This window comes from Algoriphagus sp. AK58 (assembly GCF_014324365.1).
GTDB lineage: Bacteria > Bacteroidota > Bacteroidia > Cytophagales > Cyclobacteriaceae > Algoriphagus.
Map to the genome: position 1 here is coordinate 12,487 of NZ_QEIG01000028.1, position 26,594 is coordinate 39,080.

General features: G+C 42.4%; 27 protein-coding genes and 1 other RNA gene. 9 read left to right on the forward strand and 19 right to left on the reverse strand.

Features of this window, described 5'->3' with window-relative positions; genetic code table 11:
- Nucleotides 1–4: 4 nt before the first annotated feature.
- The 7 genes from DDT91_RS19615 to DDT91_RS19645 all read right to left on the reverse strand — a co-directional run bounded on the left by DDT91_RS19615 (nucleotide 5) and on the right by DDT91_RS19645 (nucleotide 5,939).
- Entirely contained in the window at nucleotides 5–1,045 is a 1,041-nt protein-coding gene (locus DDT91_RS19615) for an LD-carboxypeptidase (RefSeq protein WP_187177901.1), read from the reverse strand.
- A gap of 298 nt (nucleotides 1,046–1,343) precedes the next feature.
- Nucleotides 1,344–1,931: a hypothetical protein gene (locus DDT91_RS19620; RefSeq protein ID WP_187177902.1), complete on the reverse strand. Its 588-nt coding sequence runs from the start codon at nucleotides 1,929–1,931 to the stop codon at nucleotides 1,344–1,346.
- Nucleotides 1,921–2,433 (reverse strand): RNA polymerase sigma factor, encoded by a 513-nt coding sequence (locus DDT91_RS19625; protein ID WP_187177903.1) that lies wholly within the window; start codon nucleotides 2,431–2,433, stop codon nucleotides 1,921–1,923. The genes DDT91_RS19620 and DDT91_RS19625 overlap by 11 nt, the downstream gene beginning before the upstream one ends.
- Nucleotides 2,430–3,284 carry an alpha/beta fold hydrolase gene (locus DDT91_RS19630; RefSeq protein WP_187177904.1) on the reverse strand — a complete coding sequence of 285 codons (855 nt, stop codon included), beginning with the start codon at nucleotides 3,282–3,284 and terminating at the stop codon, nucleotides 2,430–2,432. The genes DDT91_RS19625 and DDT91_RS19630 overlap by 4 nt, the downstream gene beginning before the upstream one ends.
- Nucleotides 3,285–3,587: 303 nt before the next feature.
- Nucleotides 3,588–4,880, reverse strand: coding sequence for a D-alanyl-D-alanine carboxypeptidase (locus DDT91_RS19635; RefSeq protein ID WP_187177905.1), 1,293 nt, complete (start codon nucleotides 4,878–4,880; stop codon nucleotides 3,588–3,590).
- 1 nt (nucleotide 4,881) lies between these two features.
- Nucleotides 4,882–5,262, reverse strand: coding sequence for a DUF423 domain-containing protein (locus tag DDT91_RS19640; protein ID WP_187177906.1), 381 nt, complete (start codon nucleotides 5,260–5,262; stop codon nucleotides 4,882–4,884).
- On the reverse strand, nucleotides 5,259–5,939 hold the full coding sequence (locus DDT91_RS19645; RefSeq protein WP_187177907.1) for a YggS family pyridoxal phosphate-dependent enzyme: 681 nt from the start codon (nucleotides 5,937–5,939) through the stop codon (nucleotides 5,259–5,261). The genes DDT91_RS19640 and DDT91_RS19645 overlap by 4 nt, the downstream gene beginning before the upstream one ends.
- A gap of 60 nt (nucleotides 5,940–5,999) precedes the next feature.
- Between DDT91_RS19645 and DDT91_RS19650 the strand changes: the two genes are divergently transcribed.
- The 4 genes from DDT91_RS19650 to DDT91_RS19665 all read left to right on the forward strand — a co-directional run bounded on the left by DDT91_RS19650 (nucleotide 6,000) and on the right by DDT91_RS19665 (nucleotide 8,641).
- The gene (locus DDT91_RS19650; protein ID WP_187177908.1) at nucleotides 6,000–6,623 is read left to right on the forward strand and encodes a LysE family translocator; all 624 of its coding nucleotides are present in this window, start codon (nucleotides 6,000–6,002) and stop codon (nucleotides 6,621–6,623) included.
- 374 nt (nucleotides 6,624–6,997) lie between these two features.
- Nucleotides 6,998–7,603 carry a hypothetical protein gene (locus tag DDT91_RS19655; protein WP_187177909.1) on the forward strand — a complete coding sequence of 202 codons (606 nt, stop codon included), beginning with the start codon at nucleotides 6,998–7,000 and terminating at the stop codon, nucleotides 7,601–7,603.
- A gap of 72 nt (nucleotides 7,604–7,675) precedes the next feature.
- Nucleotides 7,676–8,212 carry a DUF4136 domain-containing protein gene (locus tag DDT91_RS19660; protein ID WP_187177910.1) on the forward strand — a complete coding sequence of 179 codons (537 nt, stop codon included), beginning with the start codon at nucleotides 7,676–7,678 and terminating at the stop codon, nucleotides 8,210–8,212.
- 87 nt (nucleotides 8,213–8,299) lie between these two features.
- On the forward strand, nucleotides 8,300–8,641 hold the full coding sequence (locus DDT91_RS19665; RefSeq protein ID WP_187177911.1) for a zinc ribbon domain-containing protein YjdM: 342 nt from the start codon (nucleotides 8,300–8,302) through the stop codon (nucleotides 8,639–8,641).
- A gap of 97 nt (nucleotides 8,642–8,738) precedes the next feature.
- Here the strand turns inward: DDT91_RS19665 and ald are convergent, their stop codons facing one another.
- Complete coding sequence (gene ald, locus DDT91_RS19670) at nucleotides 8,739–9,854, reverse strand: alanine dehydrogenase (protein WP_187177912.1); 1,116 nt, start codon at nucleotides 9,852–9,854, stop codon at nucleotides 8,739–8,741.
- A 429-nt stretch (nucleotides 9,855–10,283) separates the two neighbouring features.
- Here ald and DDT91_RS19675 point away from each other — a divergent pair, with 429 nt between their 5' ends.
- Nucleotides 10,284–12,695 carry a thiamine pyrophosphate-dependent enzyme gene (locus DDT91_RS19675; protein WP_187177913.1) on the forward strand — a complete coding sequence of 804 codons (2,412 nt, stop codon included), beginning with the start codon at nucleotides 10,284–10,286 and terminating at the stop codon, nucleotides 12,693–12,695.
- A 52-nt stretch (nucleotides 12,696–12,747) separates the two neighbouring features.
- Here the strand turns inward: DDT91_RS19675 and DDT91_RS19680 are convergent, their stop codons facing one another.
- Nucleotides 12,748–13,278: a hypothetical protein gene (locus DDT91_RS19680; RefSeq protein ID WP_370539345.1), complete on the reverse strand. Its 531-nt coding sequence runs from the start codon at nucleotides 13,276–13,278 to the stop codon at nucleotides 12,748–12,750.
- A 214-nt stretch (nucleotides 13,279–13,492) separates the two neighbouring features.
- Between DDT91_RS19680 and DDT91_RS19685 the strand changes: the two genes are divergently transcribed.
- Complete coding sequence (locus DDT91_RS19685; protein ID WP_187177915.1) at nucleotides 13,493–14,488, forward strand: acyl transferase; 996 nt, start codon at nucleotides 13,493–13,495, stop codon at nucleotides 14,486–14,488.
- Between the two features lie 264 nt (nucleotides 14,489–14,752).
- Here DDT91_RS19685 and DDT91_RS19690 read toward each other — a convergent pair whose 3' ends face one another.
- Both DDT91_RS19690 and rnpB read right to left on the reverse strand, forming a co-directional pair.
- Nucleotides 14,753–15,910, reverse strand: coding sequence for a sigma-54 dependent transcriptional regulator (locus DDT91_RS19690; RefSeq protein WP_187177916.1), 1,158 nt, complete (start codon nucleotides 15,908–15,910; stop codon nucleotides 14,753–14,755).
- Between the two features lie 15 nt (nucleotides 15,911–15,925).
- An RNA gene (gene rnpB / locus DDT91_RS19695) (RNase P RNA component class A) lies at nucleotides 15,926–16,329 on the reverse strand.
- Between the two features lie 255 nt (nucleotides 16,330–16,584).
- On the opposite strand from rnpB, the gene DDT91_RS19700 reads away from it, so the two are divergent.
- Nucleotides 16,585–17,148 (forward strand): DUF3109 family protein, encoded by a 564-nt coding sequence (locus DDT91_RS19700; protein WP_187177917.1) that lies wholly within the window; start codon nucleotides 16,585–16,587, stop codon nucleotides 17,146–17,148.
- A gap of 81 nt (nucleotides 17,149–17,229) precedes the next feature.
- Here DDT91_RS19700 and DDT91_RS19705 read toward each other — a convergent pair whose 3' ends face one another.
- From DDT91_RS19705 to rocF, 8 genes are all read right to left on the reverse strand, one after another.
- Entirely contained in the window at nucleotides 17,230–17,937 is a 708-nt protein-coding gene (locus DDT91_RS19705; protein WP_187177918.1) for an SGNH/GDSL hydrolase family protein, read from the reverse strand.
- Between the two features lie 5 nt (nucleotides 17,938–17,942).
- The gene (locus tag DDT91_RS19710; RefSeq protein ID WP_187177919.1) at nucleotides 17,943–18,296 is read right to left on the reverse strand and encodes a translation initiation factor; all 354 of its coding nucleotides are present in this window, start codon (nucleotides 18,294–18,296) and stop codon (nucleotides 17,943–17,945) included.
- 62 nt (nucleotides 18,297–18,358) lie between these two features.
- A complete protein-coding gene (locus tag DDT91_RS19715; RefSeq protein WP_187177920.1) occupies nucleotides 18,359–19,213 on the reverse strand; it encodes a universal stress protein in 855 nt (284 codons plus the stop codon).
- A gap of 71 nt (nucleotides 19,214–19,284) precedes the next feature.
- Nucleotides 19,285–20,193 (reverse strand): 1,4-dihydroxy-2-naphthoate polyprenyltransferase, encoded by a 909-nt coding sequence (locus tag DDT91_RS19720; protein WP_187177921.1) that lies wholly within the window; start codon nucleotides 20,191–20,193, stop codon nucleotides 19,285–19,287.
- A 15-nt stretch (nucleotides 20,194–20,208) separates the two neighbouring features.
- A complete protein-coding gene (locus tag DDT91_RS19725) occupies nucleotides 20,209–20,793 on the reverse strand; it encodes a glutathione peroxidase (protein ID WP_187177922.1) in 585 nt (194 codons plus the stop codon).
- 2 nt (nucleotides 20,794–20,795) lie between these two features.
- Nucleotides 20,796–22,586, reverse strand: a complete 1,791-nt coding sequence (argS, locus tag DDT91_RS19730) for an arginine--tRNA ligase (protein ID WP_187177923.1) — start codon at nucleotides 22,584–22,586, stop codon at nucleotides 20,796–20,798.
- 277 nt (nucleotides 22,587–22,863) lie between these two features.
- Nucleotides 22,864–23,274, reverse strand: a complete 411-nt coding sequence (locus tag DDT91_RS19735) for a GxxExxY protein (protein WP_187177924.1) — start codon at nucleotides 23,272–23,274, stop codon at nucleotides 22,864–22,866.
- A 59-nt stretch (nucleotides 23,275–23,333) separates the two neighbouring features.
- Nucleotides 23,334–24,284, reverse strand: a complete 951-nt coding sequence (rocF, locus tag DDT91_RS19740) for an arginase (RefSeq protein ID WP_187177925.1) — start codon at nucleotides 24,282–24,284, stop codon at nucleotides 23,334–23,336.
- A gap of 183 nt (nucleotides 24,285–24,467) precedes the next feature.
- Here rocF and DDT91_RS19745 point away from each other — a divergent pair, with 183 nt between their 5' ends.
- Both DDT91_RS19745 and DDT91_RS19750 read left to right on the forward strand, forming a co-directional pair.
- Nucleotides 24,468–24,911, forward strand: a complete 444-nt coding sequence (locus DDT91_RS19745; RefSeq protein ID WP_187177926.1) for a hypothetical protein — start codon at nucleotides 24,468–24,470, stop codon at nucleotides 24,909–24,911.
- A gap of 200 nt (nucleotides 24,912–25,111) precedes the next feature.
- The gene (locus DDT91_RS19750) at nucleotides 25,112–26,500 is read left to right on the forward strand and encodes an arginine decarboxylase (RefSeq protein WP_187177927.1); all 1,389 of its coding nucleotides are present in this window, start codon (nucleotides 25,112–25,114) and stop codon (nucleotides 26,498–26,500) included.
- Nucleotides 26,501–26,594 lie beyond the last annotated feature (94 nt).

Here is a 26,594-nt window from a genome sequence, read left to right on the forward strand (position 1 = left end):
AGGATCAATTTTGAAATATATTTTCCACCAAATTAAAGGTACCTGCATCGGCATCCATCTTTACTCTCGCCCCAACCGGCACAATAAACTGACGTGGAATATGCCCAATCATCGCACCTGTATAAGCCGGAACTCCCAAGGGAAGAACATATTGATCCATGATCTGATCTACGGTGAGAGTTCCGAAGCCAGCGCCTGGTTTACAGTCGGAACATTGACCGAAAATAAAGCCTTTGATCTTGGCCAGCGTTCCGTTAAGCTGAAGGGTACTCATCATCCGATCGATGCGATAAGGATCCTCTCCAATGTCTTCGATGAATAAAATAGCATCTTGAAAATCAGGGTAATAAGGTGTTCCGGATAAAGCAGTCAATACAGTCAGATTTCCTCCCAGAATTTTACCTTCGGCTGTTCCTCCTTTAAGTGTTTGGATCCGATTGGCCTTGAGTACCAACTCATCTCCTTTACTGCCTTCATTTTTGAAGGTCACCAATTCTTTTTTGATGAAAATCTGTTCAAACTGTTTCACATTAAAGCTGTTCCAAGAACCCGAGCCGTTGGGTCCATGAAAACTGATCAGACCAGTTTGACTTTGGATTGCGCAATGGAGCGCGGTGATATCCGAATAGCCCAAAAGAGGCTTAGGGTTCCTTTTAATCTGTTCGTAGTTGATCAAGGGAAGAATCCGGGAAGCTCCCGATCCACCTCGGATGCAAATGACTGCTTTGACCTCAGGGTCTGCAAACATGGCATTAAAGTCTTCGGCTCGCTCCTCATCCGTTCCGGCCAGGTGACCGAATCGGTTGGTAAGGTTCTTTCCCAATTTTACCTTGAAGCCGAGCGCTTCCATGGCTTCTTGGGCATAGGTAAATTCCATACGATCAGCAGTGGCTGCAGATGGGGAAATGATCCCTACGGTGTCTCCTTTTTGAATGGACTTTGGAAAAAGAGCGGCTGCTGGCGCATTGTTTTTGAAATCAAAACTGAGAAAGGATGCCGAAGCAGTGGCTAGGCCGAAAGATTTGAGAAAGGCGCGTTTGTTCATAGGATTCAAATTGGAATTGAAATTACTTTCTTTTCAAACTATAAGAAAAACCCTGCCAAAAAGCAGGGCTCATGCCTGTTATTTCCCGCAGATACTCGCAGAAAAAAACGCAGATACTCGCAGAGATTAATTCAATGTTTTATGCGCAACTTGGCAAGCAACTTATATTTAAGATGCTAGAAGACCAAGTTAATGACAAATTTTGGGCTTCTTCGGTCTTCGGTCATCGGTCTTCTTACCTAAAACCAAGTGAATTTTCGCCACTTGGCATCATTCCTTAAATTCAAATTGTGGAAAATTAGCCCTTCAATTCCAGCAGCATCTTTTCCAACTGTTCCATGATGGGTTTGAGGGTTTGGTCGTATTTTTTGATTCTTCTGCGGACGCTGATATGCATGACCACAAACATCATTACCGTAAGACCCAAATGAACACTGATCCGAATGGTAGCTGATAAAGGTTCTAGCAGGACAAAATAAGCCACATTGATCGCTGCGGCCAGCAAAAACGCATAGAAATACATGTAAGTCCCGGCGATTTTGTAGCGTTGTTTCAATTTGGTGAGTTGGGTTTCGATGTAGGCTTTGTTGGAGAAACTTTCCGAATCATCGCTTGGCTTCAGTGCCGAACTGAAGCTTAGCCATCCCACCCAAAGCATCGCTGCGGCAATGACCAACAGGCTAAAAAGGATTGCTTTGCTTTCGCCCCAAGGCATTACTGCAAATAAAAAAACCAAGGTGGAAGGTGTGATGATTGCGATGGCTATTCGTTCTTTCCGCTGTTTTTCTTCGGTCTTTTTGAGGCCCGAGATCAAACCTTGGATGTCAAAATTGCTGGCTTTTTGACTTTGCCAGAGTTGCTGTATATCGTTGAAATTAGTTTCCATGTGTTTGAGGGTTGAGCTTTTGGGTGAGGGAAGTTTTGATGCGATTGACTTTGACGGCCACATAGTTTTCGCTGATTCCGCTGATCTCTGCGATTGCTTTATATGCAGTGCCTTCCAAGAGAAGGGTGGCAATGATTCGGTCAAGTTCTGGCAGTTCAGAAATAGCTTGATAGAGGATTTGTAGTCTGATTTCCTGTTCTTGGGAGTAGTTTTCCGGTTCGGCAAGGTCCAGATTTTCAGGAAACTCGGTTTGCTGCTCAGACTTTTTCTTTTCCTTGGCAGTGAAAGTCAAAGCCGCATTGTAAGCAATTCGATAGATCCAGGTGCTGATCTCGCTTTCGCCTTTGAAACTTTCGAGGTTCCTCCAGATTTTGATCAGGATTTCCTGGAAAAGGTCATTGGCCAGATCTTTTTCCCTGACAAAACCCAGGCAGAGACGGTAGATTTTGTCCTTGTGACTTTGGTACAAGGCTTCAAAATCCTGTTCTTTTTGGGTTTTCATTGGAGAAAGGAGGTTAACTTTTCCATAAACCATTCTGGGTTGTCCCACATGATGAAGTGGTGGGCCGTGGGAGCCAGTTCAATTTGGACGTTTTCCGCCAATCGGTATTGGTCGGAGAACGATTTTTTTACGCTCTCCTCAGTCAATCCATAGTTTTTGCCCGAGGCCCAAGCTCCCAACACCAAAATGGGTGTCTTTACCTCCGCCAATTCATCTCTGAAGTCCGTGGTCATCAACTCGTAGAAAGCTTCCGCTGTGGTGCTTCGGTCACTCTGCATGGACCATTCAACAGCGATTGGGAGTTTTTCAGCATTAATGGTCATCATGGGCATGCTTGCCTGCTGCTGAGCGCGGTATTGCTCGGGACTTTGGGAAAGCATCAGTTGCTTCATCTGGGAGGCCATTCCTACCATGTTTTCTTCGGTGGCTGCCGGATTAAAGGCAGCGGAGTAAAAGGGAAAGGAGTCGACGATGACGACTTTTTGGATGCGATCGGGGAGACTCCGGGAGAGCCTGAGCGAGAGAAATCCGCCCAGGCTGTGTCCGATAAGCGTGACTTTTTCTTTTTGTGCCGCTATATAGTCGGTGATTAGTTTTTCCATGGTTGTTAAAAATCCCAAGGGCATCTCTACTGCTGGATTGGTACCAAACCCGGGAAGGGTCAATACATGACATTCGTAATTCTGGGAAAGTTGGGCCACTGTTTCATCCCAAACTTCGCCCGAAGATGCCAGTCCGGGGATCAGGATGATTTTAGGCCCTCGGCCAGAAACTGTGACTTTAAGTTCTTGCGCATGTGCTTGGGTAAGACTTCCAAAAATGAAGAGGTAAAGAAGAATTAGCTTGTTCATGGTTTTTGCTTGTTTTCTTCTTTAGACTAAAGGCTAGGTGGAACCTTACACAGTCTCAGGAGAATTTTTAAAAATATTTTACCAGCTTGGCGAAGTGAAAAGTAGTTGATTGTTGTCCAGTTGTCCTGTTCTCGAGTTGTCTCATTTTTAATTTTTCAACCTATTAGGCATAGAATTTCTTTTGTGACAACCCAATTCCCAAAAATCAAAAATGGCTTAATGCAAGTTGGCCAGATAACTCGACAACGAGACAACCTGATAACTAGAAAACCCGACAACCTGAAAACCTAACCTAAATCTGACTTAAAACCTATCCCTCACCATCACCATCACCTTTTCCACTTCTTTTCTTACGGTGGATGCAGGGTAGGGAAAGTTGGTGTTCATGAAGGCGAAGGCATAATTTTTCCCGCTTTTGGTTTTGATCAGACCCACGAGGCTGTAGTTGTTGCTCATGCTTCCGGTTTTTGCAAAAATGTAGGGCTGTGCGGCCTGAAAGCTGTTTTTCAGGGTTCCTGTTTTTCCGCCAATGGCTAAGTATTCATTCAGTTCGGCTTCGGGAAGCAGTCGGTACAACTTTTCGAATAAGGTCACCATCGATCTCGGAGTAAAGAGATTGTGCCGACTCAGCCCGCTTCCGTCTACCCATTTGGGCTGATCGGGGAGGTCGTAGAGGTAGGTTTTGAGCATGTACTCGATGGCCCGCTCGGTATCCAAGGTCTGAAAGAGTCGGTCAGAAACCATAAAAAGCAACTGCTCAGCCAGGAAATTGTCACTTTCCAGCATCATCTCCTTAAGAATCGGTGTAAGGAGTGAACCTCTCCAATGCCTATGATCGACCGGCAAAGGCTCAGGTTTGTAGATCCATTTCTTGCCCGTTTCTGCTTCCGCTAGTTGGACAAAAACTTCTGGTGTGTTCAAAAAAGGAATAAACCGTTCTCTTCCCAGAAAAGTCGAAGGATTGTAAAAAAATCGGTTGCTGTGAAAGTCCCGCTCCAGTTCTTTGACAGTCTTGGTAGTGGTGAACACCTGATTTTGGAAAAAGGAAGGGCTGATTACCGGTTGATTTCCATTTTTTTGAACCTGAACCAAGTTGCCATAAATCGGCAGTGAACTCCGTTCTGCCGAATAATCATAGTAATAATCGTCCCATTGCCAGCCGTAGCCGAAGGCCGGAGAAACTTTATTGGCATCGGAAAATTGGATGATGGTGTGGTTGCCAATAATCTTTTGAAAGTCGGGTTGCGCAAATTCTTTGTACTTCCAAGTTGGATCGCCCGCTCCCCATATTTTCAAGGTGTCTCCGGCGGAGACATATCGCAGCGTTTGTGTGCTGTCCTGAAGAACCACCAAAGAAGCAAACAAGGTAAACAGCTTGGTAGTCGAAGCTGGCAAGATTCGGATTTGACTGTTTTTCTCAAACTCCACATGTTGGGAGTCTAGGTCATACAGCATAAAACCGGTCAAATGCCCGTTGAAAAAGCTCTCTGGCCCGAGGGCTTTTTCCAAGGCCAGATAGTTTTCCTTTTTGATCTGGGCAAAAAGCTGGAAATGGAAGGACAGAAGGAGAAAAAAGAATATGCCTCTTTTGATCATATCAGGCATTTTTCAAAACGGCATAGGCCAAAGCCAGCCAACCCAAAATAAATCCAACTCCACCGATCGGGGTAATCGCCCCAAGCCAGGTAATTCCGGTCAGACAGAGGATATACAGGGATCCTGAAAAGATTAAAATACCCAAAAACATTGCCCAAGCTGCCAAATTCAAGCCTTTCCAGTCCGGCTTGATCAAAGCTAAAATTCCCAATCCCGCCAAACCTAAAGTATGGTAAAAATGATAGCTGACGGCAGTTTCGAAGGTGTCCAATCTTCCGTTTTGGATCAAAAGCGGCTCCAAACCATGGGCTCCAAAAGCTCCAAGACCTACGGCCAAGGCACCGGAAATCCCGGCAATAACTAGTATGTTTTTTCCCTTCATCCTTGTGAATAATTTCTTGCTCCAAATATGGCCGAACCGATCCGGACCATCGTGCTCCCCTCTTCCTGTGCGATCTGATAATCTCCGCTCATGCCCATCGATAATTCTTCCATTTGGACGAAATCGGGAAGAGGTCTTTTCTTCAATTTTTCAAACAGGAGTTTGAGTTCTCGAAACTCTTTTCGGATTTGCTCCTGATTTTCAGTAAAAGTTGCCATCCCCATCAATCCCCGGATTTTTACATGGGAAAGGGTCTTAAATTCTTCAGAAGCTAACATTTCTTCCAATTCAACTTCATCAAAACCGAATTTACTCTCCTCTTCGGCAATATGGATCTGAAGCAAAACAGGAATGACCCGGTCGATCTTTTTCCCCTGCTTGTCGATTTCTTTCAAGAGTTTGAAAGAGTCCACGCCATGAATCAAATGGACAAACGGGGCGATGTATTTGATCTTGTTGCTTTGCAGGTGGCCAATCATGTGCCAACGGGTATCGGCAGGCATCTCGGGTTGCTTGGCTTGGATTTCCTGGACTTTATTTTCACCAAAATCCCGAATTCCCGCTTCGTAAGCTTCCCGGAGGTCTTCCAGAGGCTTGGTTTTGCTGACTGCGATAAGCCTGCAGTCGGGATTGACGAAGGACTTTTTGACAGACTCTAGGTTGGCTTGTATGCTCATGTGGTAAACTTTGCGTTGGGTGGACAAACAAATATAGGTCAGTACAGGCTACTTTTGGAGATGCAAGCTGCGATTTTGGAAGGAATTGGAATGGGCTTTTTACTGTCATTGATGGTAGGGCCTGTATTCTTTATGCTGATCACGACCACTATGGAGCAAGGGTTTCGAGTCGCAGTGGTGTTGGCCTTAGGGATATTGGTCAGTGACTTGATTTATGTGTTGATTACCTACTTTGGCGTGAGTTTCCTGACCCAATACCCATTGATTGAAAAGGGCTTGGGTTACGTGGGAGGCTGTATTTTGATCGATTTTGGGATTAGTTTTTGGAGAAAAAAAGTCATTGATCGTCCCAATTCGGGAGGACTGATTTTGGCAAAAGCCAAAAAGAGAACCGCCTTTGCCAAAGGATTTGGAGTCAATGGAGTCAATCCTTTTGTGATGCTCTTTTGGATTTCGATTGCGAGCTTGGTGTCTTCCAAAAGCGATTGGGGATCTGCAGATCGATTTTTTTACTACTTCGGACTCCTCTTGACGGTTTTTGGGATTGATTTAGGAAAAGCCTATTTAGCGGGCAAGCTTGCGCACCTATTGACGCCAAGATTGAGAGGATTTTTGAATAAAGGAGTGGGAATCTTGATTTGTTATTTTGGGCTGAAGATGATTTGGGATACGGTGGGGATGTGAAAAAGAGGGAAGACCGGAGAAGGAAGACAGAAGACGGAAGATTGAAGACCGAAGAAGGGACCAAAAACTTTTTTAAAGTAGAGAATTTTGGAAAAGTAATATGATTATCCGCAATAGCACCACCAGCCAAATATTCTTCGATTAATGGGTCGGAAGACCGATGACCGAAGCATTCCAGATTTCAACCTTTTCTAGAAATTTTTTAAGCTCGCTTAACTTTCTGGTAAGAAAGCGGATATGCAGAAAAAGTAAATACCCAGAACTTTTCGACAAACCAAAAATGGATGATTCAATAAAAATAGCGAATGTCCAACGCTGAACGTCGAACAAAGAACGATTTAAAACCAATCAAAAAGTTTGTAGGTTGTATCATCATGCAAACATCCTCTAACCTTCCATTTAGATCAGTCTTGATCTTATTTTTCTTTCTGGTTTCATTTCCATTGATCGCACAGGAAATACCTGCTCTAGAGGAATTCAATAGGACTCGCCTTGACTACAACAGAAGCGGGATGTTGATTTTAGGGAGTTGGGCAATCGGCAATATGGTTTGGGGTGGGATAGGAGCCAGTAAAACTACAGGAGAGGTCAAGGCTTTTCATCAGATGAATCTGTATTGGAATGCGGTGAATCTTGCCATTGCCGGATTTGGTTACTATCAAGCGACGAAAGAAGTTCCGGGAACGGATTTTTGGGCAACCATGGAGGCACAGCAAAGCATTGAGAAAATTCTTTTGGTTAATGCAGCTCTCGACGTTTCGTATATGGCAGGTGGACTTTACATGAAAGAAAGAGGACTGAGAACAGAAAACTCCCGATTGGTGGGATTTGGGAAATCGGTGATTTTGCAAGGGGCTTTTCTCATGGCTTTCGATGCGGTCATGTATGGCTTTCATCAGGCTCATGGAAAAGAGATTCCGGGTTTGATACAAAATGTCAGTTTGGGTCTCTCAGGAGTCAATTTTAGAATGAATTTCTAAATAGTTGGTTGATTCCGAACTAATTATTGATTAATTCGTACTTTTAGTCAATTGGTATATAAACCTTGAAATATGAAGAACTTCCTCCCTTTACTCGCTTTGGTTTTTGTTTTGGGTTCATGCAAGGTTTCCGAAACTGTCTCTATAGACACCCTGGCCAATTCAGAATTGCTGAAAGAATATCAGACTTTTAAAATGGTAGAAGAGGATTATTCTGACAAAAGAAATGAACGGCTCAAACTTACTTTCAGAGACAAACTGGTTGAATTTGGATTTGAGGAAGTTTCAGAAAATCCTGATTTTTTGATTCAGGGATTGATTGTTTCCCGAGATTTCATAGAAAGTGCAGGAATATCCTATTATTCTATTCCGGGCCCTTTTTACAGTGCTACCAATTCAGGTAATAGGAATCCCAGCGGTGGTGGAAGAAATTCAATCATTAATTCAGGAATGATCGGTAAGGCAATTTTTTTGATTCAGGACACCAAATCAAATGAAATCGCTTGGATGGGCATCAGTTCGGGAGTGGTCTATGGAGGTGGTCGTCAGTTTGATCTTGATATGATGGATCTTGTACTCCATCAGTTGTTGACCTCACTATATGAATAACTTATTCAGATCACTCAATCCTTAGTAAATTGAGGGAATAGTAAATGAGGACAAGGCTTAGGTATAAATTATTTTTATCTTTGACCTATGGAAAATTTATCGCCTTGTCCCAAATGTAAATCTGAGTACACCTATGAAATGGACGGCCTGATGGTCTGTCCTGACTGTGGATTTGAGTGGAACCCCTCTGAAAGTGAAGAAGAAATCGAGACCGGATTGGTCGTGAAAGATTTCAATGGGAATATTCTGGCGGATGGAGATGCAGTAGTCACCATCAAAGATCTTCCTGTAAAGGGTGCGCCAAAACCGATCAAAGCTGGCACTAAAGTGAAAAACATCCGATTGGTGGAAGGAGATCACAATATCGACTGCAAAATTGACGGTTTTGGATCGATGGCTCTCAAGTCGGAGTTTGTGCGAAAAGCATAGGAAAAACCTGCCAGGTTTTCAAAACCTGGCAAGTCTAGGCAATAAAAAATCCCACTGTATCTCTCCAGTGGGATTTTTGATCTATAGAGGTTCTCGATTAAGCCAAGAAGTTTTCTACAGGAGTGTAAGGCATGTTAAATGCATCTGCTACGGCCTTATACACGATTTCTCCGTTGATCACATTCAATCCTGGAACCAAATCAGCATTTTCATTTGCTGCTTTTTTCCAGCCTTTATCAGCAAGTTGGATCGCATAAGGAAGGGTAGCATTGGTCAAAGCCAAAGTGGAAGTGTAAGGAACCGCACCTGGCATATTGGCTACACAATAGTGAACCACATCGTCAATGATATAGGTCGGATTCTCATGAGTGGTTGGCTTACAGGTTTCAATACAACCGCCTTGATCTACAGCTACATCCACCACAACGGTTCCTTTTTTCATGTCCTTTAACATATCTCGGGTGATCAAGTGAGGAGCTTTTGCTCCAGGGATCAATACCGCACCGATGATGAGATCAGCATGCTTGATCATTTCGCGGATATTGTATTCGTTGGACATCATGGTTTTTACATTCTTTGGCATCACGTCGTCCAGGTATCTCATTCTTGGAAGAGAAACGTCCATGATGGTCACATCGGCACCCATTCCGGCGGCCATCCAAGCTGCCTGCGTTCCTACAATGCCTCCGCCGAGGATCAATACCTTGGCAGGAAGGACTCCTGGTACACCACCAAGGAGAATTCCGCGGCCTCCAAGAGGTTTTTCCAAATAGTTAGCACCTTTTTGGATCGCCATTCTTCCGGCCACTTCTGACATAGGCACCAAGAGCGGAAGGCTTCTATCTGCTTTTTCGACCGTTTCATACGCCAGACATACAGCTTTGCTTTCCACCATAGCCTTGGTCAGGGGCTCATAGGAGGCAAAGTGAAAATAGGTGAATAAAAGTTGGTTAGCCTTGATGAGTTTGTATTCAGATTCAATAGGCTCTTTCACTTTCATGATCATTTCGGCGATTTCATAAGTCGCTTCAATGGTTGGTAAAATTGTTGCTCCAGCTGCCTCATATTCAGCATCTGAAAATCCGCTGCCTACACCAGCTGTGTGTTGCACGTAAACGGTATGACCTCTTTTAATCAATTCTTTTGCACCGGCTGGGGTAAGTGCAACGCGATTTTCATTGTTCTTGATTTCCTTTGGAACACCTATAATCATGGCTAAGTCTATTTGGATTTACAATAATTGTCGCAAAGATAAGAAGCAATGCACTTCATAAAAGCCATTTGGAAAATAGTATTTGGATACCATTTTGTCATTATTTGTTTTTCGGAAGTTTATTTTATTTTTATTTTGAAAAGATCATATTATTCCAAAATTTAAATTTTAAAAAACGAAAATTTTGAAAATTTTTTTCTGAAAATTATTTCAAATGCCCCTTTTCTCCATTTTCATTTTTTTCAAGTAAATCAACTGTATATTGAAAAAAATCAAAATTATATTTCTTGTTATTCCTTTATAAATAAACTTATCCAAATAATAAATGGTAAAATACTAAATGAGAAATTTGCACAACCGAGGTTTTTGGCTATTTTTGAAAACATCTAAGTAACCCAAACCCAAAATAGCTTTAGTAAAAACAAAAGTATGGCAGTAAAATCACAAGCTAGGGCTTTAGAATCGCCCACACTTCAGGAAAAGGAAATATTGGAGGATTTCAGAGTAGCAGTCCTGAGTAGGCATGCTTCCCTGATGGGAAGGAAAGAAGTGTTTATGGGGAAAGCCAAGTTTGGAATTTTTGGAGATGGTAAAGAATTGGCTCAAATCGCTATGGCGAAGGCTTTCAAGAAAGGTGATTTCAGATCGGGATATTACCGTGATCAGACCTTTATGATGGCCCTGGGCGAGCTTAGTGTTCAGCAATATTTTGCCCAACTCTATGCTCATACCAACGTGGAGGCAGATCCTGCCAGTGCCGGTCGATTGATGAATGGGCACTTTGCCACCCGGTCGATTCATGAAGATGGTACCTGGAAAGATCTGACCAAGATGTATAACTCAGCGGCTGATATTTCTCCGACTGCTGCACAAATGCCTAAGTTGCTCGGCTTGGCCTATGCTTCCAAATTGTTTAGAGAAAATAAAGGTTTGAAAGGCTTAACCCAGTTTTCAGTAAATGGTAATGAGGTGGCTTGGGGAACTATTGGGAATGCATCTACCTCTGAGGGGATGTTTTTCGAATCAATCAATGCAGCAGGAGTACTCCAAGTCCCTATGGTAATTTCTATCTGGGATGATGGGTATGGGATTTCAGTACCTCAAGAATTTCATACGACCAAAGGAAGCATCTCCGAGGTATTGTTGGGCTTCCAGCGTACTGAAACAGAAAAAGGCTTTGAAATCTTAAGAGTTAAAGGTTGGGACTATGAAGCTTTGGTGCAGGCATTTTCTTATGCCGGAAATTTGGCAAGAACGGGTCATGTACCTGTCCTTATCCATGTGGATGAAATGACTCAGCCGCAGGGACATTCTACTTCAGGATCCCATGAGAGATATAAGTCTGCCGAAAGACTTCAGTGGGAAAAAGAATGGGACTGTATTGCCAAGTTTCGCGAGTACATTATTTCTAATGGGATAACTACCGCTGACCGATTAGATGAAATTGAATCAGAAGCAAAGGCGGAAGTTAAGCGACAAAAAGACGCTGCATGGAATGATTTTTCCAAGGAAATCAAAGATGAAATGGAAGCGGCCATTCTCTTGATTCGGGGGGCGGCTGAAAAATCAAATAGAAAAGTGGTTCTGCTTCAAATGGCAGAAGATCTCAAGAAGACGATAAATCCAATCCGAAAGGATGTCATTAGTACCGTTAGAAAAGCCCTTTTGCTACTTCGAGCTGAAAATGAATCGGTAAAAGGAGACTTGAAATCATGGTATGAAAGTCAAGCTTTAAAGAATCATGATCGATACAGCAGTCACTTATATACTGAAACCGAATTCTCGGCTTTGAAAGTAAAGGAGGTTCCTGCCCGAATTGATGAAAAGTCACCCATGGTAGACGGAAGGGAAGTGCTTCAGGCATTCTTCGACTATACTTTAGAACATGATCCAAGATTCTTTGCCTTTGGTGAAGATGTGGGAAAAATAGGGGATGTAAATCAGGCATTTGCTGGCTTACAGGCAAAGCATGGTGAGTGGAGAGTGACTGATACAGGCATTCGTGAATGTACCATTGTAGGACAGGGGATCGGGGCTGCCCTAAGAGGTCTTAGACCCATGGCTGAAATCCAGTATCTGGATTATTTACTTTATGGGTTGCAGATGCTTTCTGATGATTTGGCTTCTCTCCACTACAGAACCAAAGGTGGTCAAAAAGCTCCTTTGATAGTCAGAACCCGCGGACATCGTCTTGAGGGAGTTTGGCATGCTGGCTCTCCGATGGGTATGATCTTGTCTACACTGAGAGGAATGATGGTATGTGTGCCTCGTGATATGACCCAAGCGGCAGGGATGTACAATACCCTTCTCAAATCAGATGATCCTGCAATTGTGATCGAGTGTCTGAATGGTTACCGACTCAAAGAGCAATTGCCACATAACATTGGTGAATACACCGTTCCTCTTGGAAAGCCGGAGATTCTCCGGGAAGGTCATGACGTGACGGTAGTCACGTACGGAAGTATGTGCCGAATCGTGATGGAGGCTGCCTCTGAACTTGCAGAAATTGGAATTTCAGTAGAAGTGATTGATGTTCAGACTTTGCTTCCATTTGATATCCATGGAGTAATAGGTAAATCCATCCAAAAGACCAATCGAGTGATTTTCGCAGATGAGGATGTGCCGGGTGGGGCAACAGCCTTCATGCTTCAGCAGGTCTTGGATCATCAGGATGTGTTTAAGTTTTTGGATTCCGAACCACAAACTTTACCCGCCAAGGCTCACCGTCCGGCATATTCTTCGGATGGAGATTATTTCTCCAAGCCAAGTTCTGACGATGTAGTAGAAAAGGTTTATCAGCTGATGCATGAAACCAACCCCAGAAAATATCCATCCATATAAGCGTTGGGTATAAAAAAGAAGAGGCAGTCAATTTTGACTGCCTCTTCTTTTTTTAATTCCTCGTGATTTGTCTAAGTGTCACATCTGGGCTGGATACCTCATTTGATTTATTGAGTGCCCTATCTTGGATTCTGACATCAATTTTTAAAGAATCATTTCTAAAAATAGATTCCCAACCGGAAGATAACATTCTATAAGTGATAAATCCTTCTACCGGTTGACCTTCTTCAGTAGTCAAAACTCTTGGAAATCGACCGTTGAACGTGGTAAAAAAAGGAGGATTCTCCCAGACAAATTCAGTGTATCTACCGTTTCTTTTTATGAAAAACCTTACAAAAATATTGTACTGATTTTCATTTGGATCAACCCAAACTGTATCTCTAACCACCTGATTATTGACGATAGGATTTATTACCCAGTCAATTGGATTGAAAGTAGGAGCTTGGGCAGGCCTTCTAGAATAAACTATTAGGTTACCCGCTTGGTCTCTAATATAGGTGTATGGATTGAAAGGAGGGTTTATGTCAGTGGCTGATAAGCCTAAATCACCCTCTGCATCCTTGAATTTTAATGTGAGTATCAAAGAGTCAGGCCCTGATGTTGGGACATATTCCAAATTTGAAAATTCTATTTCGGGAACGCTTGGGAAATTTTCGGGAGGGCTGATGCAGGAGCTTCCTAAAAGCGCCAATCCAAACAATAATCCCGAATAGTTTTTGAATCGCATGCGATGAAGGTAAATTTACTTCCTAAAATAAGGTAAGTTTTTTCCACTGGAAAACTCAAATTATAAAACGATGCTAGAATTCAAAAGTTTTTCAGAAAGGTTGGATAATTTGGCTCCTGACCAATTTGAAGACTTTGCCTTGGAGCTCTTTCAATTTCAGGCTTATCACAACGCTGTTTATAAAGCCTATATAGCTGCAAGGAGAATTGAAATCTCCTCAGTGAAAAAGCTGACCGACATCCCATTTCTTCCCATCCGTTTTTTTAAAGATGCTTCGGTTGTTTGTGGAAATCCAGCGGATTTTCATTCCTTTTACTCCAGTAGTGGGACTACAGGAATGATTACCAGCAAGCATTTTATCTGGTCCGAATCTTGGTATCTCGGCCATGCCAAGAGGATTTTTGAAAAGGAATATGGAACATTGACGGATTTTCATGTACTCGCCCTTCTTCCTGCCTATTTGGAAAGGCCAGGCAGTAGCTTGGTTTCGATGGCTAAATATTTTATCGAGGAAAGTCGATCGGAACACTCCGGATTTTACTTGTATAACCAGGAAGAACTGTTGGAAAACCTCAATTATCTCAAAGACAGTGATCGAAAAGTACTCCTGTTGGGAGTTACCTTTGCCCTATTGGACCTTGCGGATTCCAAACGAAGCTTTAGTAAGATGAATAATCTGATTGTCATGGAGACTGGAGGGATGAAGGGAAGAAGGAGAGAAATGATCAGAGAGGAAGTTCATGAAATAGTAAAGGCATATTTTGAGGTGGATGCCATTCATTCAGAATACGGGATGACAGAGTTGATGTCCCAAGCTTATTCAAAAGGTGATGGAAAATATACACTTCCTTCTACTATGCGCGTTTACCTTAGGGATATCAATGATCCTTTTGCCTGGACAAGAAGGTCCCAGGGGGGAATTAACATTATTGACCTGGGTAATTTTCATTCCTGTGCCTTTATCGAAACACAGGATTTGGGAAAATTTGATGAAAGCGGATATTTGGAAGTTTTGGGGAGGTTTGACAACTCAGAACTCCGGGGATGTAACTTGTTGGTGCAGTAATTGCTATCTTAAAAATTATTAAACATATTTAAACAATTAAATCTATTTGAAGGCCGGGCATGTCGTACATAGCACTATCTGGTATACCTTCCTGGATCTGATTAAGATTAAAAAATAAACTATATACTCATGAAAAGATTGGCCTCAATCGCACTATTAATCGGTATTTTAGCTCTCGGAGCTTGTGCTTCTAGCAAACCTTGTCCTGCTTACGCAAAGGCCCCGCTACAAGAAAAAGCCAACAGTTAAAAAAATATGCTGACCTCAATAGTCAGCATATTTTTTTACATCCTCCAGGCTGATGGTGGGTTCTCCTAATATCACCAATCTTTCTACCACATTTCTCAATTCCCTGATATTTCCAGTCCAAGGAAATTCCTGAAGTTTGGAGACTGCATCTGGAGTAATTCTTTTTTTGGCATCTCCATTCTCTTGGGCGATATCATCCAAAAATTTATCAATCAGCAGAGGAATGTCTTCTTTCCTGTCCTTTAGTGCAGGCACCTGAATTAATATCACACTGAGGCGGTGATACAAGTCCTCTCTGAACCTTCCTGCCTCGATTTCCTTTTTCAAGTCTTTGTTGGTAGCGGCTAATACCCGAACATCCACTTTGATGTCTTTATCGCTTCCCACTCTGTTGATCAGATTTTCCTGTAGGGCACGGAGAACTTTTGATTGGGCAGATAATGACATATCTCCGATTTCATCCAAAAAGAGTGTACCCCCCTGTGCCTGTTCAAATTTGCCCGCTCTTTGCTTATGAGCAGAAGTAAAGGCGCCTTTTTCATGTCCAAACAACTCTGATTCAATAAGTTCGGAAGGAATCGCAGCGCAGTTAACAGCTACAAAAGGCTCTTCCTGACGGTTACTTTTCTGATGAATCCAATGGGCTACGAGTTCCTTACCAGTACCGTTTGGACCTGTAATCAGAACCCTTGCATCAGTTGGAGCTACCTTTTCTATTGTGTTTTTTACTCGGGCTATGGCTGGGGATTCACCCACCATATCGAATTTTTTGGATAGCTTTTTTTTGAGAACCTTCGTTTCTGTGACGAGCTGCTTTTTGTCCAATGCATTTCGAACTGTCAATAAGAGCCTGTTGAGATCAGGAGGTTTAGGAATAAAATCAAAGGCTCCCTTTTTGGTAGCTTCCACGGCAGTTTCTATACTTCCATGTGCAGAGATCATGATAAACTGCGGGGATTTATCCAAGGCCTTTGCCTGGTCTAGAACTTCAATTCCATCCATTTTAGGCATTTTCACATCGCAAAGGACTAAATCAAATTCCTCGTCTTTGATTTTTTGAAGACCTTCTTCTCCATCTTGGGCTTCGGTAACTTCAAATTTTTCGTATTCAAGGATCTCTCTTAAAGAGGCGCGAATAAATCGCTCGTCGTCAATGATCAGAATTTTTGGCATGATGTAAATTAAGTAAAAAAGTGCAAGTCTATAAGCCGGGTTCTGTTCTCCGATTGCTCGGAGCTCCTGTCATTTATCTCGATCCTGATTCACACCAGGACTCTATCGATCTACCCACCCCGGAATTCTCCTCCGAAGAGAAGAAATCGAACGAGCAGCTCTTTGCCCGAGGCCTATTTGATCTTTCAACCCATAAGGTTTGCCGTGCCTCCTTCATCACTGTCGGAGCGGTGGGCTCTTACTCCACCTTTTCACCCTTTCCCTTCGCCAAGCTCGGGGTGGTTTGTTTTCTGTGGCACTATCTGTCCTTTAACCGTCACCAGTCAAAGTCCTTCCCGTTAGGAAGTATGGCGCTCTGTGTTGCCCGGACTTTCCTCCCACCCGATTGTTATCGGGAGAGCGACAAGACGACTTGCACGGTGCAAAGTACGGGAATTTCGGTTAAAGGGTTAAAAAACTAAAGCCTAACCCGTGTGAAAATATGCTTTTGAAAAAAAAATCATTTTTTTTTTCACTTCGGTAAAACTTTCTTGATAAAACCCTGTTCTATATTCAAAAGGCTTAAATAGCTTTTCTTCATAGTGCTGGGTTGAGCCGCTCCGATAGGAGCGGTTCTTTTTTTTGCCGATCTGATCCCTTTCGGTAATTGATTATCTTTGGCAAAAAATAGATTTATGATTCTTGTGGGTAATGCCGTCTTGTCTGATGATATAAAAGAAAACTTTTTTGTCTGTGATCTGGAGGCTTGCAAAGGGGCCTGTTGTGTAGAAGGCGATGCCGGAGCTCCCCTTGAGGATGAGGAAACCCAAATTTTAGAGGAAATCTATCCCATAGTCAAAGATTACATTACCGAGGAGGGTCGTCAGGCCATTGAGACTCAGGGAACTTGGGTGGTAGATAAAGATGGGGATAAGGTGACGCCTACAATAGGCAATAACCGAGAATGTGCCTATGCGCTATATGATGACCGTGGGATATTAAAATGCGGAATTGAGCAGGCTTATTTGGATGGGAAGATTTCTTGGAAAAAGCCCATTTCCTGTCACCTTTATCCAATCCGAATTACAAAGTATGATCAATTTGACGCGGTCAATTACGACAGGTGGCATATATGTGATCCTGCTTGCCAATTGGGAAAAAGCCTCCAAGTGCCACTTTATCGTTTTTTAAAAGAGGCCCTGATCCGGAAGTACGGAGAAGCTTGGTATGAGGAGTTACTGGCTGAGATCGAGGGTTAAGGTTTACCTTAATCCTACAGGAAATGAATCAAAAAAAATTAAAGGAATGGTAAAAGGTGAGTTGTTGGAATAAAAATGTCCTCACAAGGTTTTCCTTCTTATGAGTTCCTCAAAGGCAAATTTGGCTATTTTATGATATCCCAAGTCGGAAGGATGGACCTGGTCTTCTGAAAAAAAATCCGGACTTAAATCAAGAGAAATGGGTTCAAATACAATTTTTGAATTTTCCCTTGAAACCTTAATCATTTCTTTTTGAAGGAAATCCCTTTGGATCCTAAGGAATGCTTTCATTTTAGCAGAAAAGGCAGGGAAAAGGTGAACCGGTGGAATGTCTGCCAAATAGATCCACTCAGGCTGATTTTCGGAACTTATACGGGTAATCAATTCTTTCAGGTGATTTTGGAAGTCTGAAGGACTGGTGAGTTTGAAACAATCATTTGCTCCCAAAAAGAGCATCAAACCTTTAATTTTATCAGGCCGATAAGGATAGGAAAATTCCAAAAGAGAATAGGCATCCTTTGCTGTAAGTCCATTTTTACCGAAGTTTTCGACGGTATACTGATTTCCAAAAAGGCGTGAAAAATAGCCAGCCAAAGAGTCTTCAATAGAACTTGCCCCAACTCCTGCAGCGGTAGATTCTCCCAAGATGAGTATTTTTTCTTTACCGATCCCAAATCGTGCATATTCTGAAACCGGAGAAAGTTTTACTCCATTTTCTCGGATTTTTGCTGCTTCGGAAATCAAAAAGGGCAAATTGGGAATAAGCTTGAGCTTAAATAGCCAATACATCCTTTTTAGCCACCTGCTTTTTTAGCCCCATATCCTGCTTGAAGGAGAACTTGCAACACCTTGTCACGATGATCTCCTTGAATCAGGATTTCTCCGTCTTTTGCCGTTCCGCCTACTCCGCATTTGTTTTTGAGAAGTTTGCCCAGTTCTTTGAGCGCTTCTTCGGTTCCGATAAATCCTTCCACCAAAGTGACTTGCTTTCCGGCACGAGCCTTTTTGTCTAGCAATACTTTGAGTTTTTGTTGGGAGGGAGGAAGTGTTACCACTTCATCGTTTTCTCCAAAACTGTATTCGAAATTGTCCGAAGTCGAGTAGACTACCCCGTCACGTTTTTTCCAATCGTTGTTTTTCTTGCTCATCGTGCGTTTCAAAAAAAAAGCCTGTCTCAATCAAGACAGGCCTCAAAGGTAAGACTTTTAGATTATTTGGTTTTAAGAGTCCAAACAGGTCTCTTGGAGTGATTGACCACATCCTCAGCAATGCTTCCGGTGATCAGGTGTAGAAGTCCTTTACGGCCATGGGTAGTCATTGCAATTAGATCAGCGTCGATATCATCTGCAAATTCGATAATCCCGGACTCTTCAGATAGGGAGTTGTAGATCTCTGCTTTGATGTTTTCGAAGTTGTGTTTTTGAACAAAAGTTCTAATTCTTGCCATGGAATCTCTGGTGGTTTCAAAGCTTCCGGGAGTATTGACGATTACGAAGTAAAATTGGGCGTCAAATACGCTTTGGATTCGTTTGATTCTGGATGCAACTTCATCATCAGAATCCCTAAAATCAGAAGCAAAGACTACTTTTTTCATGTCTTTGACATCTGTTTCATCTTTGATCGTAATCACGGGACATGGGGCAGTTCTGACGATTTTTTCGGTATTACTGCCTACTATTACTTCTTCAAGTCCAGAGGCACCTTTTGAACCCATCACTACCAAATCCGGCTTAGCTTCAATGATGGCATCAGAAATTCCTTTAAACACGTTGCCTAGGATCAATTTGGTGGAAAAATCAAAAGCAGATCCTTTATATTTTTCCTGTAATTCCTTTAGCTGTTTCTTCCTGGTTTCGATCAATTCCATGAAAAATATTTGATTTTCGAAGTCTGGAATTGGATCTAGACCACCTCCCATAGTACTCATACCTGTTGCAACAGGGACTTCTACTACATGGAATACGGTGATTTGAATTTTCGAATAATTATTTGCCAGGCTGGTGGCGAAATTTAATGCGTAAGTAGCTGTTTGGGAAAAGTCGTAAGGTACAAAGACACTGATCATAGGTGGTTGATTTTTTACTTCTCCAAATTAGGTAAAATCAACTTCAAGAAAAGTAAAATCCGAATTTTTGATCAGAAAATTACTCCCAATCCAAACAGAATGGTCCAAAGCAAGGTGCTCAAGGCCATTTTCTTCAAAAATGGGTCAGTTTGGGCAGAATTTTGAGCGTTTTGGACACCGTATCCAACTCTCATCATAAGCGGCCATGCGAGGGTAGCTATCAAGGAAAGGTGCTGTGTACTGAGTATGGCAAAAGTCACCAATGCTAAGTAGCCGATGGTCAGGAGTGCCCAGTTGTATTGGACTGCTTTTTTCCTTCCTATGCGGACTGGAATGGATTTTTTTCCGGCCTTTTCATCGGATTCAATGTCTCGGATATTGTTGATGTTGAGTACAGCTGTACTGAAACATCCCAATGAAATGGCAATCCATACTGCAAGGGGCTCAAAGCTTAACGTATGCAGAAAATAGGTGCCCAAAACTCCAGTCAATCCGAAGAACACAAAAACCGAAATATCCCCTAATCCGGCATAACCGTAAGGTTTGCTGCCTGAGGTGTAAGTAATCGCTGCCCAAATGGCGGTGATCCCTATACCCAAAAACAACAGAAACAATTTCCAGTCATCCAAAGCCAAATAGATCAAAAGCAAGCCAGAGAGTAAGGATAGAAAGCCGAATAAATACATCGCCCGCTTCATCTCAGCCAAGGAAATAATTCCCGATTGGACGGCCCTTACAGGACCTTGGCGCTCAGCTGAATCCGCCCCATGAACTGTATCTCCATAGTCATTGGACAGATTGGACAGTATTTGTAGGAAAATGGTAGTGAGTGATGCCAAAAGCAAAATTTCCCAACGGAATTCATCTTGCCATTTGGCAAGGAAAGAGCCTGCCAGGATACTCGCTAAGGCTAATGGTAAAGTACGAAGCCTGACTGCGTGCAGCCAGGCCTCTTTTTTGGTTGTAATTTCTTTTTTCAATGAATTTCAGTGAAATCAGGCTTCAATCAGTTTCAAAATCTGCTCATCGAGAGGAGTCACAGAAGATGGGAAGAATTTAACCAGTTCTCCTTTTTCGTTGATGAAATACTTACAGAAGTTCCAGCTCGGTTCTTCATTGTTCCAGCCGTTTTGCTTGGCATCAGAAAGCCATCTGTAAAGTGGATGCTTATCAAAACCCTTCACAGAAATCTTTTCAAACATAGGAAAAGTCACCCCATATTCTGTGGAACAAAACTCTTTGATTTCTTCATTGGAACCCGGTTCCTGACCACCGAAGTTGTTTGCAGGGAATCCCAATACCATAATCTTGTCGCTATGGTTGGCATAAAGCTCCTGAAGCTGTGCGTACTGCTTAGTATAACCACATTTGGAGGCCACGTTGACAATAAGCAGCTTTTTACCTTTGAAAGAGGCGAAATCAACTTCTTTTCCGTTGATGTCTTTCATTTTGAAATCATAGAATGAACTTTCCATAGTTTGATCATAGGATGGGTGAAAACTTGCTTTGTCGGTGGGACGCTCTAGTGTTTTGCCACAGGCTAACAGGATGATGGAGAGGATCGCTAAAATAGTTTTCATAATTACATTCGTTCTGGGACTTGTATACCAAGCAAACTCATCCCTTTTTTAATTGTTTTGGCAGTGTGTGCCGAAAGTGCCACACGGAAGGCCTGAATTGCAAGATCTTTTTCATGGAATATCGGAAGTTCTGCATAGAAGCGGTTGTATTCCTTGGCTAAATCAAAAAGATATTGAGCGACTATAGAAGGTGAGTATTCGTCTCCAGCCATTTTGATTTTCCGCTCAAAATCATTTAAGATCTGGATCAATCCTGTTTCTGATTCCGCCAATTCACTTACTTGTGAAAAATCCGCTGACCTGTAATTCACACCGATTTGATCCGCTTTTCTCAAAATCGCTGCGATTCTGGCGTGTGAATATTGTACAAATGGACCCGTATATCCCTGGAACTCGATAGATTCCTGAGGATTGAAAAGCATTCGCTTTTTAGGGTCTACCTTGAGCAAGAAATATTTCAAAGCGCCTAATCCGAGGATTTCATAAAGTTCCTTGGCTTGCTCTTCGGTAAAGCCTTCGATTTTTCCAAGTTCCTTGGTGTGATGCTCTGCAGTTTCGATCATTTCCTGAATCAAATCATCTGCATCAACTACAGTACCTTCGCGGGATTTCATTTTGCCGGTAGGCAGATCCACCATGCCATAAGACAGGTGGTAAAGACCGGGTCCATAGGAACGGCCCAGCTTACGCATGATCTTAAACAAGACATCAAAGTGGTAATCCTGCTCATTTCCAACCACATATACTGATTTATCGATCTGAAAATCTCTGTATTTCAGATCAGCAGTACCCATGTCTTGGGTAATGTATACCGAAGTTCCATCACCTCTCAGTACCAGCTTTTCGTCCAAACCTTCAGTAGTAAGGTCTACCCACACCGATCCGTTTTCTTTTTTGAAAAAGACTCCCTTAGCGAGGCCTTCCTCTACGATATCTTTTCCGAGAAGATAGGTGTCCGACTCATAGTAAAACTTGTCGAAGTTGACGCCCATTTTGCGATAAGTCGCATCAAACCCTGCATAGACCCACACATTCATCTGCTTCCAAAGAGAAACAACCGCCTCGTCTCCTGCTTCCCACTTTCGGAGCATTTCTTGGGCTTCTAGGAGTATTGGGGCATTTTTCTTGGCTTCCTCTTCGGATTGTCCCTGATCGATGAGTTCCTTGATTTGTTTTTTGTATTCGACATCAAACTTGACATAATATTTTCCTGCCAAGTGATCTCCTTTAAGACCAGAACTTTCCGGAGTTTCTCCATTTCCAAAGTGCTGATAGGCTACCATGGATTTGCAGATGTGTATACCCCGATCGTTGACCAAGTTGGCCTTGATGACTTCATAGCCATTGGCTTTGAGGATTTCAGCGACCGAATAGCCAAGGAAGTTATTTCTGAGGTGTCCGAGGTGAAGCGGTTTGTTCGTATTTGGAGAGGAGTATTCCACCATGACCTTTTGGCCATTGGATGGAAGCTGGCCTAAGGTTGGATTGCTGTAGATTTTTTGGAAAAGATCCAGCCAAACACGTTCATTCAGAACAAGGTTCAAGAATCCTTTGACCACATTGAAGTCACTCACGGCCGGTACATTTGCTTTCAGATAGTCACCGATGAGTTTGCCTGTATTCTCAGGAGAAGTTTGGGACACTTTCAAAAAAGGGAAGACCACAAAAGTGTAGCTTCCTTCAAATTCCTTTTTGGTAGGAGAGAGGCTGATCTGCTCCAAAGGAAGATCATGGTTGAATATATTCTGAAATGCGAGCTGTATGCCTTGGATGATGGATTCTTGAAAGTTCATATTTTAAACCGCAAAGGTCTCTAAGTTGAAATGAGAGTTCTCAAAGATTTTAAATGTAACCGCAAAGGTCTCAAAGGTGAAACAAGAGTTTGCAAAGGTAAGATTACTGAGGTGATTAGAAAAAGGAATAACCTCCAAGAGTTCCCAAAGATTTAGCCGCAAAGCTCACAAAGTAGAAAAGAAAGTACACAAAGATTTAATCGAAAAGGGCACAAGGAGAAAAGAAGTGCATTAAAAGGAGGTAGGATTGATTTTAATTTCCAATTTGGAATCCATATTAATAGTTAGGTTTTCTGAATCGGTCATTGATCACTCGTTGAAGGCCGAATTTCAAAAGAGTCACATTGAAATTTATAAGGAGACCTAGCTTGTAGTTCCCCAAATTTAAATAATTGATGACTTGGGCTAAATGAAGATCATTGAGATACTCTACGGATTTGAGCTCCAGAACTAGTTTGTTCTCTACCAGAATATCGATTTTGTAGGCTACCTCAATCCTAATATCCTCCATTTCCAAAGGAAGGATTTTTTCAACCTCGATTTGGAAACCTTCTTTCATTAACTTTTTAGCCAACACTTTTTTGTAAGCGTTTTCTAAAAGTCCTGGCCCCAAAACTTTATGGACTTCAATTGCACATCCGATCACCTTGGTGGCCAATTCGTCCTCTGAACAATGGCAATAGGTCATAATTAAAAAACTTTGTGTCCTCTAATTTAACCTTTGTGAACTTGGAGGTGAAATTTTTATTAGAAGTTTTCCACCAGCGATTTGGTTGTGATTTCCAAGACATCGAATGCGATTTCAGCCATGGTGTTTTCGGTGTCGAGCGTGGGATTCACTTCCACGATTTCCCAGCAGCAGACGCGTTTGTCTTTGATCAACTCCGCATTGAGTTGGATCGCTTCCTCTACTGTCAGTCCATTCGGTACGGGTGTGCCTGTGCCGACGGAAATGGAACTATCCAAGCTGTCCACATCAAAGGAAATGTAGATTTGATCGCAATCTTTTAAAATTTGCAGTGCTTCCTGTGCCACTTTGGAAACGCCCAAATCACGAACTTCTGCCGTGCTGAAGTTTTTGATTCCGAATTTTTTTATCAAAAAATCTTCCGGTGTCTCGGTATCACGTACGGAGATAAATACAATGTCCTTGGGGTCTATTTTGGGAAAATCACCCCCGATTTTTTTTATTTTTTCCCAAAAGGAAATTGTTTCTGAAATAGGTTGATTCACTTTGCACTCCAGATTATCCAATTGAGCTACCATAGCCAAAGGCATGCCGTGCATGTTTCCGGAAGGAGTGGTGTAGGGTGTGTGCAGATCTGCATGGGCATCGATCCAAATTACTCCCAATCTTTTTTCTGGATGGGCCGCTTTGATCCCCATGATGGTGCCTGCTGCGGTACTATGGTCTCCTGCCAAAACAATAGGAAATTTTTTTTCCAATCGAAGTGATTCGATGGTAGAATAGACGTTTTTCAAAACCTGATAGACACCGTCAATGTATTTGGCATGTGGATGTTTGTTGCCTTTCCAAAGGAAGTTGTTGGCATCGGGAACGTTGATCGGGTCGAACTGAGTGAAAAAATTGGACTTTTTGTCTAAGCTGGCGATTTTCAGTGCATCCACTCCCAAACTTGCTCCGCGTGTACCGGCAGCGATCTCCGAACGGACTTCTACTAATTTAATCTTTCTCATCTCAGGTTAAAATTTGGGTTTTAGCTTTTTAAAAGTTGATGGCAAAACTACTCAAATGGCCCAATTTTCCATCTTTCGTGGAATTTGAAAATTTTTTAAAATCCCTATAAAAATTATAGGGAATATAGGTTTTTAAATTTCTATTCCATACTTTTGAAGCACTTTCAATTAAACACCTTCCATATGAGCGTAGCAGTACAAATGAGCCATCCTCAGAAAAACACCACTTCTTGGACCGTATCGACTTCTCCCGAGTTGGTCAGGTTCAGTTTGGGTCAACAGGAGATCCTGAAAATCTTTTCTCAGCCTATTGCCAACAAAATGCAAGGAATGTGTCGATTTGAAAAAGGATTCGAGAGGCTGTTGCCTCTTTTCCGAGGATTGATTGGATTGGGAAAACCTGCCTCCTTAAGTTTGATTTATGACTTCAATCGTGCTCAGGTATTTTTCACTTTTTCTCAGGCTGAAATCAACGAGGTTGAAAATTTTTTCAGCAAGGTGATCGATATGCTAAAGAAAGAGGTTCGATTCAAGCAGATTTTGGAAAAGGTGATCGAAAACAACCGGAGACACCTAGCCGAACAGGCCTTACTTCAGTCATCCCTTCATAGCGTGAATTGGGATTAACATTCCAAAAGGTTTTTGGAAAAGGGACAAGTCTAAAAAGGATTTGTCCTTTTTCTTTTTTGGAATAAAGTTTCCATCACGGCTTGTAAACCCCTGACAAATCTTCTCCTGTGGGTGAAGTTTTCTCCGATGCATTTGATATCCCCCGATAAAAGCGCAATTTTTGCAGCCTTATTCTCCGTAGTTAACCCCCTTGGTAAATGAACAGATACATTGACTTGATCCAGCAGACCTTTGACTTTCCGACCAAAGAGTTTCATGTAGAAAATAATGAGCTCTTTTTCAACGGAGTCAATCTGATGGAAATCATCGAAACCTACGGCACGCCGCTCAAACTGACCTATTTGCCTAAAATTTCGGAAAATATCCAAAACGCAAAAAGGTATTTTGCCAATGCCATGGCTACCCACAATTACCAGGGGAAATATACCTATTGCTACTGCACCAAGTCTTCGCATTTCAGCTTTGTATTGGATGAGGCACTGAAAAACGACATTCATATTGAGACGTCTTCCACCTTTGACATCCCTTTGGTAAGAAGCCTCTATGAGAAAGGTAAAATCACCAAAGACACCTATATCGTCTGTAATGGATTCAAGCGGGAGAAATACAAGCAGTATATCTCAGAGCTCTTGAATGATGGTTTTAAAAATTGTATTCCGATTTTGGACAATCTCACCGAGATCGATTACTACTTGGAGCATGTCAAGGTACCTTTTCAAGTGGGGATTCGAATCGCGGCCGACGAAGAGCCCAAATTCGGCTTCTATACTTCCAGATTGGGAGTGAGATACAATGACATCATTCCTCTTTTTGAAGAAAAAATCAAAAACAATCCTCAGGTCAGCCTGAAAATGCTTCACTTTTTCATCAATTCAGGGATCAAGGATACCGCCTACTACTGGTCTGAATTGACCCGTTTTATTCAAAAATACGTGGAGCTCAAGCGTGTTGCCCCAAGTTTGGATTCCATGGATATCGGAGGAGGTTGGCCGATCAAGACCAACGTCTTCTTTGATTATGATTACCAATACATGGCAGATCAGATTGTGAAGAATATCAAGTGGATGTGTGCCAAAAACAATACCACCGAACCGAATATTTTCACGGAATTTGGCAGCTACACGGTAGGAGAGAGTGGGGCAGTACTGTATTCGATCCTGGAAGAAAAGCTCCAAAACGACAAGGAACTCTGGTATATGATCGATGGGTCATTTATCACCCAACTTCCGGACAGCTGGGGGCTCAATCAGAAATACATCATGCTCGCGGTCAATAACTGGGATGAAACCTATCAAGGCATTTCCCTGGGAGGCTTGACCTGCGACAGCATGGATTACTACAACTCCGAGGCACATCAGTTCAATATCTACCTTCCTAAGATCGAGCAAGGCAAAAAGCAATACATCGGTTTCTTCCATACCGGAGCTTACCAGGAATCCCTTGGAGGCTACGGAGGAATTCAGCATTGCCTTATCCCTGCACCAAAACATGTCCTGATCGATCGCGACGAAAATGGCGAGATCAAGCATTGGCTATTTGCCAAAGATCAGACCGAGGAGAGTATGTTGAAGACGTTGGGATACTGAGAAGTGGGAAGATAGGAGACGGAAGACCGAAGAGACCAAATCTGTACTACCTGTCATCCAAATAAAAATAAAAAAGACCGCTGAGAGGCGGTCT

Excerpts from the sequence above, each read along its gene's own strand:
- DDT91_RS19615 (WP_187177901.1), bottom strand. The coding sequence starts at position 1,045 with ATGAACAAACGCGCCTTTCTCAAATCTTTCGGCCTAGCCACTGCTTCG.
- DDT91_RS19620 (WP_187177902.1), bottom strand. The coding sequence starts at position 1,931 with ATGGAAACTAATTTCAACGATATACAGCAACTCTGGCAAAGTCAAAAA.
- DDT91_RS19625 (WP_187177903.1), bottom strand. The coding sequence starts at position 2,433 with ATGAAAACCCAAAAAGAACAGGATTTTGAAGCCTTGTACCAAAGTCAC.
- DDT91_RS19630 (WP_187177904.1), bottom strand. The coding sequence starts at position 3,284 with ATGAACAAGCTAATTCTTCTTTACCTCTTCATTTTTGGAAGTCTTACC.
- DDT91_RS19635 (WP_187177905.1), bottom strand. The coding sequence starts at position 4,880 with ATGATCAAAAGAGGCATATTCTTTTTTCTCCTTCTGTCCTTCCATTTC.
- DDT91_RS19640 (WP_187177906.1), bottom strand. The coding sequence starts at position 5,262 with ATGAAGGGAAAAAACATACTAGTTATTGCCGGGATTTCCGGTGCCTTG.
- DDT91_RS19645 (WP_187177907.1), bottom strand. The coding sequence starts at position 5,939 with ATGAGCATACAAGCCAACCTAGAGTCTGTCAAAAAGTCCTTCGTCAAT.
- DDT91_RS19650 (WP_187177908.1), top strand. The coding sequence starts at position 6,000 with ATGCAAGCTGCGATTTTGGAAGGAATTGGAATGGGCTTTTTACTGTCA.
- DDT91_RS19655 (WP_187177909.1), top strand. The coding sequence starts at position 6,998 with ATGCAAACATCCTCTAACCTTCCATTTAGATCAGTCTTGATCTTATTT.
- DDT91_RS19660 (WP_187177910.1), top strand. The coding sequence starts at position 7,676 with ATGAAGAACTTCCTCCCTTTACTCGCTTTGGTTTTTGTTTTGGGTTCA.
- DDT91_RS19665 (WP_187177911.1), top strand. The coding sequence starts at position 8,300 with ATGGAAAATTTATCGCCTTGTCCCAAATGTAAATCTGAGTACACCTAT.
- ald (WP_187177912.1), bottom strand. The coding sequence starts at position 9,854 with ATGATTATAGGTGTTCCAAAGGAAATCAAGAACAATGAAAATCGCGTT.
- DDT91_RS19675 (WP_187177913.1), top strand. The coding sequence starts at position 10,284 with ATGGCAGTAAAATCACAAGCTAGGGCTTTAGAATCGCCCACACTTCAG.
- DDT91_RS19685 (WP_187177915.1), top strand. The coding sequence starts at position 13,493 with ATGCTAGAATTCAAAAGTTTTTCAGAAAGGTTGGATAATTTGGCTCCT.
- DDT91_RS19690 (WP_187177916.1), bottom strand. The coding sequence starts at position 15,910 with ATGCCAAAAATTCTGATCATTGACGACGAGCGATTTATTCGCGCCTCT.
- DDT91_RS19700 (WP_187177917.1), top strand. The coding sequence starts at position 16,585 with ATGATTCTTGTGGGTAATGCCGTCTTGTCTGATGATATAAAAGAAAAC.
- DDT91_RS19705 (WP_187177918.1), bottom strand. The coding sequence starts at position 17,937 with ATGTATTGGCTATTTAAGCTCAAGCTTATTCCCAATTTGCCCTTTTTG.
- DDT91_RS19710 (WP_187177919.1), bottom strand. The coding sequence starts at position 18,296 with ATGAGCAAGAAAAACAACGATTGGAAAAAACGTGACGGGGTAGTCTAC.
- DDT91_RS19715 (WP_187177920.1), bottom strand. The coding sequence starts at position 19,213 with ATGATCAGTGTCTTTGTACCTTACGACTTTTCCCAAACAGCTACTTAC.
- DDT91_RS19725 (WP_187177922.1), bottom strand. The coding sequence starts at position 20,793 with ATGAAAACTATTTTAGCGATCCTCTCCATCATCCTGTTAGCCTGTGGC.
- argS (WP_187177923.1), bottom strand. The coding sequence starts at position 22,586 with ATGAACTTTCAAGAATCCATCATCCAAGGCATACAGCTCGCATTTCAG.
- DDT91_RS19735 (WP_187177924.1), bottom strand. The coding sequence starts at position 23,274 with ATGACCTATTGCCATTGTTCAGAGGACGAATTGGCCACCAAGGTGATC.
- rocF (WP_187177925.1), bottom strand. The coding sequence starts at position 24,284 with ATGAGAAAGATTAAATTAGTAGAAGTCCGTTCGGAGATCGCTGCCGGT.
- DDT91_RS19745 (WP_187177926.1), top strand. The coding sequence starts at position 24,468 with ATGAGCGTAGCAGTACAAATGAGCCATCCTCAGAAAAACACCACTTCT.
- DDT91_RS19750 (WP_187177927.1), top strand. The coding sequence starts at position 25,112 with ATGAACAGATACATTGACTTGATCCAGCAGACCTTTGACTTTCCGACC.